Annotated in this window: 7 protein-coding genes; 2 read left to right on the top strand and 5 right to left on the bottom strand. The window is 63.8% G+C overall.

The features are described 5' to 3' along the window. The 5 genes from J0I64_RS21405 to J0I64_RS21385 all read right to left on the bottom strand — a co-directional run. On the bottom strand, positions 1 to 699 hold a 699-nt coding region (locus J0I64_RS21405), incomplete at its 3' end, for an ABC transporter ATP-binding protein (RefSeq protein WP_291412114.1). After that, on the bottom strand, positions 692 to 1417 hold the full coding sequence (locus J0I64_RS21400) for an ABC transporter ATP-binding protein (RefSeq protein ID WP_291412112.1): 726 nt from the start codon (positions 1415 to 1417) through the stop codon (positions 692 to 694). The genes J0I64_RS21400 and J0I64_RS21405, both read right to left, overlap by 8 nt. Next, positions 1414 to 2331: a branched-chain amino acid ABC transporter permease gene (locus J0I64_RS21395; protein ID WP_291412110.1), complete on the bottom strand. Its 918-nt coding sequence runs from the start codon at positions 2329 to 2331 to the stop codon at positions 1414 to 1416. Before J0I64_RS21395 ends, J0I64_RS21400 begins: the two co-directional genes overlap by 4 nt. Next, positions 2328 to 3200, bottom strand: a complete 873-nt coding sequence (locus J0I64_RS21390; RefSeq protein WP_291412108.1) for a branched-chain amino acid ABC transporter permease — start codon at positions 3198 to 3200, stop codon at positions 2328 to 2330. The genes J0I64_RS21395 and J0I64_RS21390 overlap by 4 nt, the downstream gene beginning before the upstream one ends. Positions 3201 to 3352: 152 nt before the next feature. Continuing rightward, entirely contained in the window at positions 3353 to 4588 is a 1236-nt protein-coding gene (locus J0I64_RS21385; RefSeq protein ID WP_291412106.1) for an amino acid ABC transporter substrate-binding protein, read from the bottom strand. Between the two features lie 183 nt (positions 4589 to 4771). Here J0I64_RS21385 and J0I64_RS21380 point away from each other — a divergent pair, with 183 nt between their 5' ends. Both J0I64_RS21380 and J0I64_RS21375 read left to right on the top strand, forming a co-directional pair. Beyond that, positions 4772 to 5665, top strand: coding sequence for a helix-turn-helix domain-containing protein (locus J0I64_RS21380; RefSeq protein WP_291412104.1), 894 nt, complete (start codon positions 4772 to 4774; stop codon positions 5663 to 5665). Positions 5666 to 5766: 101 nt separating this feature from the next. Then, the coding region (locus tag J0I64_RS21375; protein ID WP_291412102.1) for an MHYT domain-containing protein at positions 5767 to 6911 on the top strand (1145 nt) is incomplete at its 3' end.

Here is a 6911-nt window from a genome sequence, read left to right as displayed (position 1 = left end):
CAAAAATGCGCGCTGGACGGCCGGGTCGGCGCGGAGGCTGTCGGCTGTCCCTGCCCCGGTGATGCGGCCGGCTTCCATGAGGTAGCCGCGTTGGGCGATGGCGAGGGAGGCTTTTACGTTTTGTTCGACGACCAGCATGGCAATGCCGGTCGCGCTGATGCGGCCGAGGGCGGTGAAGAGTTCGGACGTGACGATGGGCGCAAGGCCCAGGCTTGGCTCGTCGAGCATGAGAAGTTTTGGGCAGCTCATCAGGGCGCGGCCGATGGCGACCATTTGCTGTTCTCCGCCGGACATGGTGCGGGCGATCTGGCCCTGGCGTTCGGCGAGGCGTGGGAAAAGGTCGAGGACGAGATCGCGCTGGCGCTTTTCGTGTGGTCGCGCATGGGGCGGATGGGCGCCAAGCTGGAGATTTTCGGCGACGGTGAGATCGCCAAAAATGCCGCGGCCTTCAGGGACGAGGGCGATACCCAATTCGGGAAAATCGTGGGCGGGGCGACCGAGAATGGCTTTGCCTTCAAAGGTGAGGCCTGCGCCGGGTTCGGGGCGGACCAATCCGCCGAGCACTTTTAAGAGCGACGATTTACCCGCGCCATTGGCGCCGAGGACGACGACGGTTTCGGCCGCGGCGATGGAGATGCCGACACCGTCAAGGGCGAGGTGCTTGCCGTAGCGCAGGGCGACATTGGTCAGTTCAAGCATGGTCGTCTCCGAGATAGGCGCGGATGACGGACTTGTCGGCGAGGACATCGGCGGTTGGACCATCGGCGAGGCGCGAGCCCGTGTTCATGACGATGCAGCGGGTGCAGAGCGCCCGCACCGCATCCATAACGTGTTCGACGAGCAGAATGGTGATGCCGCTTTGCCGCAGGCGGGTGATGAGGTCGATGCCGGAGCGCAGTTCCGTGGGGTTGAGGCCAGCGAGCCACTCGTCGAGCAGCAGGAGTTTTGGCTCGGTCGCGAGGGCGCGGGCCAGTTCCATGCGCTTGAGATCTATATAAGTGAGGTTGCTCGCCTGCTCTTGCTGGCGGCCGGCCAGGCCGACACTTTCCAACAGGGCTCCTATCTTTGCTTCGGCTTCGCTGCCCCAGAGGGGGGCTTTGCGGAAGGCGAGCGCCGCGAGGACGTTTTCGCCGACGGTGAGAGACGGCAGGGCGCGGACGAGCTGGAAGGTGCGGGCGACGCCGCGATGGGCGATGCGCTCCGGCCCCAGGGTACTGATGGTCATGCCATCGAGCGCGATGGTGCCTGCGGTGACGGGCAGATAGCCCGAGATCATGTTGAGCGCCGTGGTTTTGCCGGAACCATTGGGGCCGAGGAGGCCGACGGATTCGCCCGCGGTCAGGGTGAAAGAGAGATCATTCACCGCGGTGAGGCCGCCAAAGCGCTTGGTGACATTGGAGAGCGTGAGAAGGCTCATGCTGATGCCTCCTTGTTCTTGAGGCGGGCGGCGAATTTGTCCCATGCGGCGAGGACGCCGTTAGGCAGGAGAAAGACGATGGCTATGAAAAGAAGGCCCAAAATAATGGAATAGTGGTTGGGGAAATTGGCCGAGAGCCACTCAAAGAGAAGGAAGAGCGGTACGGCGCCGAGAAGGGGACCGAAGAGTCGATTGGGACCGCCGAGCAGGGCCATGATGACCGTGAGGAAGCTGACCGTCGGATTGAAGACGATGGAGGGCTCGATATAGGTCCAGCGGGGAGCCTGGATGGCGCCGGCGAGAGTCATGGCCACTGCGCTCAAGGAGAAGAGTGCGAGTTTGGTGCGGGTGATGCGGACGCCGAGGTGTGAGGCGACGACGGGATCGTCGCCGATGACGCGAAGAGCCAGGCCGATCTTGGCGCGGCTGATCCAGAAGGCGAGCGCGAGGGTGACGGCGAGGAGGCCGAGGAGCTGCCAATAGATGTGTTCGGGGCCGATAGGCAGGAACACGTAGCGGCCGAGGGTGCGGGTGACGTTGACCTCATAATAGGTGACGAGCTGGCGCACGAGTTCGGCGAGGCCGAAGGTGAAGATGACAAAATAGATGCCGGCGAGGCGCAGGGTGGCGAGGCCGACGAGAAGAGCGACGACCAGGCCGATCAGCGCGGCGCAGAGGAGCACCAGCGGATAGGGCATGAGATCGGCTAGAACCGCGACCGTGTAGGCGCCGATGCCAAAGAAGGCGACGGTGGCCAACGAAATGTAGCGGGTGGGGCCGGAGAAGAGGGCCCAGGCCGTGGCGAGAGCACCGTATCCCAGAATACCGATGCCGAGGCCAAGCGGATAGGCGCCGACGAAGAAGGGGACCGCCGCAAGAGCGGCCAGCGCGAGAAGAGAGACCAAAAGAATCATCGGGCGGCCTTTCCGAAGAGGCCCTGTGGCCGGACGACGAGCACGGCGAGGAAGATGAGATAGGTGGCGGCGAGGGTCAGGCCGGGATCGATGAAGCTCGAAACGAGGGTTTCGACGACGCCGAGAATGAGGCCGGCGGCCAGCGCGCCGAGGAGATTGCCGACGCCGCCCATGATGACGACGATCAGCGCCTTCATGGTGAAGATGACACCCATGGTGGCCGAAAAGGTCAGATACATGGAGACGACGACGCCACCGGCTGCGGCGAGGCCACCGCCGAGCGCAAAGGCCAGGCGGGCGACGTGATCGACATTGATGCCGACCAATGGGGCGGAGCCGGGATTGGCGGCGACGGCGCGAATGACGGTGCCGAAGCGGGTGCGGGTGAGAAGGAGCCAGAGGCCGACGCCGAAGAGCACGGCGAGCGCGAATGCGAGGAGACGATTGGCGGCAATGGTGGTGCCGAGGACGTCTATCGGGACGGCGAGGAAGGAATAGCTCTGGTAATTGGCGCCGAAGAGGACGAGCGCCACGCCCTGAATGACGAAGAGGAGGCCGAAGGTGGCGAGGATCGAGTCACCCTCAAGGCGGTCGCGATTGGGTGAGCGGCGGGCGAGTGGCTGGAGCATCAGCGCATAGACGAGCCAGCTCAGCGCGAAGCCGAGGGGGACGACGATGAAGAGGGCGATGAGCGGATTGATGCCCATGGCGGTGAAGAGGAGCATGGCACAGAAACTGCCGGCGATGATGAGATCGCCATAGGCCAGGTTCATGATGCGGGCGACGCCGTATTGGAGGGTCAGGCCCATGGCGATGAGCGCATAGGTGCCGCCGAGGACGAGGCCGGTGAGAATGGCGCTGAAGCGCATGTTTGCTCCTGAATAGAGTGAGGGCGGTCATGGGGCCGGTGTCTGCCGACACCCCCTCCCTCCTCCTCCCTTAAATTCGCTCCACCGGAGCGAATTTCCCTTCGGGACAGGTCGGAGCCCATCAAGGGGGAGGTGTCATAACCGCAGCCGTCTTAGCTCGCAGGAACCCAGGCGGGCTTTGGCACGACCGGTTCGCGGGCGGCTTTGCCTTCGGTGTGGGCGAGGCCGACGAATTTGCCGTCCTGCCACTGGCCGACAGTCCACAAGGCGCGGAGCTGGTTGTCGACGAGTTTGACCTTGCCGAGGATCGTGTCGAATTCGCCGGAGGCGATTTCGGCTGCGACGGCTGATTTGTCGAGGTCGCCAACGCGCGTAATGGCCTGGCCGAGGATTTCGAGGCTGGCATAGGTGACGGCGCTGGCCCAGCTATCGGGGGCCTGGCCGACGAGCGCGGTGTGGCGCTCGAAGTAAGCAGCGATCGCTTCGCTGTCGGGGTCAATGCCGCCGACGCCCATGACGCCATTGTGGTTGGGTCCCGCGACATTGGGATAGATCGGGAAGGCGGTGCCGACGCCGAGATAGAAGACCTTCGGGCTGAAATTGGCGACCACGGCCTGCTGGGTCAGCGCGAAAGTGTCGGGCGGATAGGAGAAGGCGACGAAGGTATCGACGCCGAGGCCGGAGACTTCGTTGATGATGGGGGCAAAATCCGACGTGCCGAGGGGATAGGTCTTGTCATAGACAAGCTCGAAGCCGGCGGCCTCGAAAGCGGGCGTCGCGGCCTTGGAAAGGTCGATGCCGAAGCCGTCTGCCACCGAGGCAATGGCGACCTTGTTGTTTATCGCTCCGGCATCACGCTGCTTGACGAGGAGGTTAACCAGCGCATTGGCATAGTCGTGGCCGCCGCCGAGGAACCAGAAGGAGTTCTTCCAGCGCTGGGCCAATTGCGGGGCCATATCGGTAACGGCGGTGCCGGCGAGCTGGGGGAAGCCGAAGCGGTCGAAGGTCGGGCCGGCGGCAAGGTTGGAGCCGGTGCCCCAGGAGGGCAGGATGAAATCGACATTGTCCTGGGTCGCGAGGCGCTCGATGGCTCTGACGGTTTCTTCGGCGGAAGAGCGGTCGTCGTATTCGGTGACTTCGAGCGGCAGCGTCACGCCGAGTTTGGACAGCTCAAGGCCGCCGGCCTTGTTCACGTCGTCGACCCAGAGCAGGTAATTCGGAATGGTGGAAATGCCGGCGCCGCCGGCATTGGCGCCAGTCTTGGAAACGGCGTAGCCGATGCGGATGGCGGTGCGGTCCTGCGCGAAGGTGGGCAGGCTGGCAAGAGCCGTGGCCAATGCGCCAGTGCCCATGGCCTGCAGCAGCGTTCTACGAGACAGATTCGTCATGTCGTCCTCCCATGCCCGACACTGCGGGCGTTCCCAAAAATTCGGCTCCAGACCCCAGCCTTTTCGGCGGTTTTGGGTGTCTGGTTCCGACCCTAACAAAACGCTAGGCCGGATGGCTCCCGAGCAAAATGGACAAAACTGAGAGAGTTTTGTATTTTTAGCGGGGATTTGGGAGAGATTTACGTGCATCAGGCAATTGCGCAGGGGGCGCGGGTCGAGGGGCCCGATGTCGAGGTGACGGACCTGACCGGTAGCCTTGGACCGTCAGAATGGAGTTTTGTCGGCGATCGGGCGCGGCGCTCGGCGCATGGATTTCTGCTCAATGCCGGCGAGGGCGAGGTGTGGCTGGGTGATACAGTTACGGCGGTGCGCGGACCGTGTCTCATCTGGCTGCCCGGGGGTCGGGGCGGACAGTTGCGATTGGCGGCGGGGGCGCGGGGGGCGGCGCTGACGGTTTCGGACGGGGCGCTGGCGCGGGTGGTGCCGGCCACCGCGATTGCGGGACCTTTGCGCGAGGGGATGGAGCGGCCGCTGCTGGGCGTGCCGCTGGAGGGCAAGGCGGCGCGGGTGATCGGGGCGGATATCGCCGCGCTGAGCGAGGAGCTGTCTGAAGATCTGCCGGGGATGCGCGAGGCGGTGATGAGCCGGCTCTGCCTCGTGTTGATTGCCTTCTGGCGGCTTGGTGGCGGCGGCGCGCGACCGGCGCAGAGCTCGCCGCGCATGCTGGTTCAGGGCTTTTTGCAATTGGTGGAGCTCAATGCGCGGCAGCATTGGCGGGTAACGGACTATGCTGGCGCCATGGGGATCACGACGGATCGGCTGAATACGGCGATCAAGCGGGCGACGGGGGTAACGCCGCTCGATCTGGTGCATCGGCGATTGCTGGAGGATGCGGAGGCGCTGCTGGAGCGCTCCTCCATGCAGGTGGGCGAAGTGGCCGATGCGCTGGGGTTTCGGGACGCGGGCTATTTCAGCCGGTTCTTTTCGCAGCGAAAGGGGATTTCGCCGGGAAAATTCCGGCAGCAGGCAGCGCAACGGCAGGGGCGTCGCGACGGATCTTATGCGGCTTGGCCGTGAGGCACCGGCACGAACGGGTGGCAGTAAAAACTCCGACGCAGCAACTACGCCAAAATTAACAATCGAGATCCACCATCGCAGTGTCGGCGCGGAGTTTTCTGATGTTGAAGCTGCTGGATTGCATTGTACTTGAGCACGACACGGTAACGTTTTTGCTCGCAGCGATAATCTGCCTGTCTTCGATGCAGGTGATGTTCCTGCTGCTCCGACGCGTCGACGAATGCGCTGAGACCCGCAAACCACTGTGGCTGATCGCAGCGGCGGGTGTCGGCGGGCTCGGTATCTGGGCGACGCATTTTGTTGCCATGCTGGCCTATCAGGGCTCGGTCACCGTCAATTTCGACTGGCTGGTCACAGCGCTCTCAGCGCTTGTCGCCGTCGGTGGCGTGCTCGAAAGCCTGCGGCTTGCCAGCCGAAAATTACTCCTGGGTTCGCTCCTCGCCGCAGTGCTGCTCACTGTCACCGTCGCAGCGATGCACTTCCTTGGCATGATGGCCATGCAAGGGCTGATGCGACAGGCCTATGATTTTTCGATGCTGGTTGGTGCGGTCGCCTTTGCGGTTGGCGCGTTTGGACTTTCTTATTCGGGCCAGCGCGGCGGCATCAATGGCCTGCGGCAGGTGGTGCCGGGCCTCCTGGTTTCGGCCGGGATCGTCGTGCTGCATTTCTCGGACATGGCGGCGACCAGCTTTGCCATAGATCCGACCGTGGCTGCCCACGCGGAGAACGATGCCAGCCGTATGTGGTTGGTGGGGGCGATTTGCGCGATCGCGACCATTACGGCCTGCGGCAGTGTCGCCGCCGTAGTGCTCGACCGATACCTCACTGATCTGCGCGGTATGACCGAGGCCTATATCGAGGGCGTTGCCATCGTCCGGGGCAATCGCATCATCGATCTCAATGCGCGCTTTCGTGAAATCGTCGCCTTCACGGGGCCGGCATCGGCCATGATTGGCTTGGACCCGGAAAAGCTGCTGCAGCCCATCGATGGGCAGAAGGTGCTGGGCAGTCGAGAAGGCATATCCGAGGCTACACTGACCGATGGGCCGCAGGAGCGAAGCCTGGAGTTCGCCGTTCGGACTGTCGAGTATCGTGGCAGGCCAACGCAGGTCCTCGCTGTCCGCGACCTGACGGCAACGAGGCAGGCGCAACGCCAGATCGAGCACCTCGCCAATCATGATCCTCTGACCGGGCTGGCCAATCGCACCCTGCTCAACCTGCGGCTCGACCGCGCCATCTCGGTGGC

Origin of the sequence: Devosia sp., from assembly GCF_017307565.1 — a bacterium.
GTDB lineage: Bacteria > Pseudomonadota > Alphaproteobacteria > Rhizobiales > Devosiaceae > Devosia.
Note: the sequence above shows the minus strand (reverse complement) of the source record. Positions and strands in the feature narration are given on the sequence as shown.

What these genes read in the sequence shown, in the direction of transcription:
- J0I64_RS21400 (WP_291412112.1), bottom strand. Translation starts at nt 1,417, where the DNA reads ATGAGCCTTCTCACGCTCTCCAATGTCACCAAGCGCTTTGGCGGCCTC.
- J0I64_RS21395 (WP_291412110.1), bottom strand. Translation starts at nt 2,331, where the DNA reads ATGATTCTTTTGGTCTCTCTTCTCGCGCTGGCCGCTCTTGCGGCGGTC.
- J0I64_RS21390 (WP_291412108.1), bottom strand. Translation starts at nt 3,200, where the DNA reads ATGCGCTTCAGCGCCATTCTCACCGGCCTCGTCCTCGGCGGCACCTAT.
- J0I64_RS21385 (WP_291412106.1), bottom strand. Translation starts at nt 4,588, where the DNA reads ATGACGAATCTGTCTCGTAGAACGCTGCTGCAGGCCATGGGCACTGGC.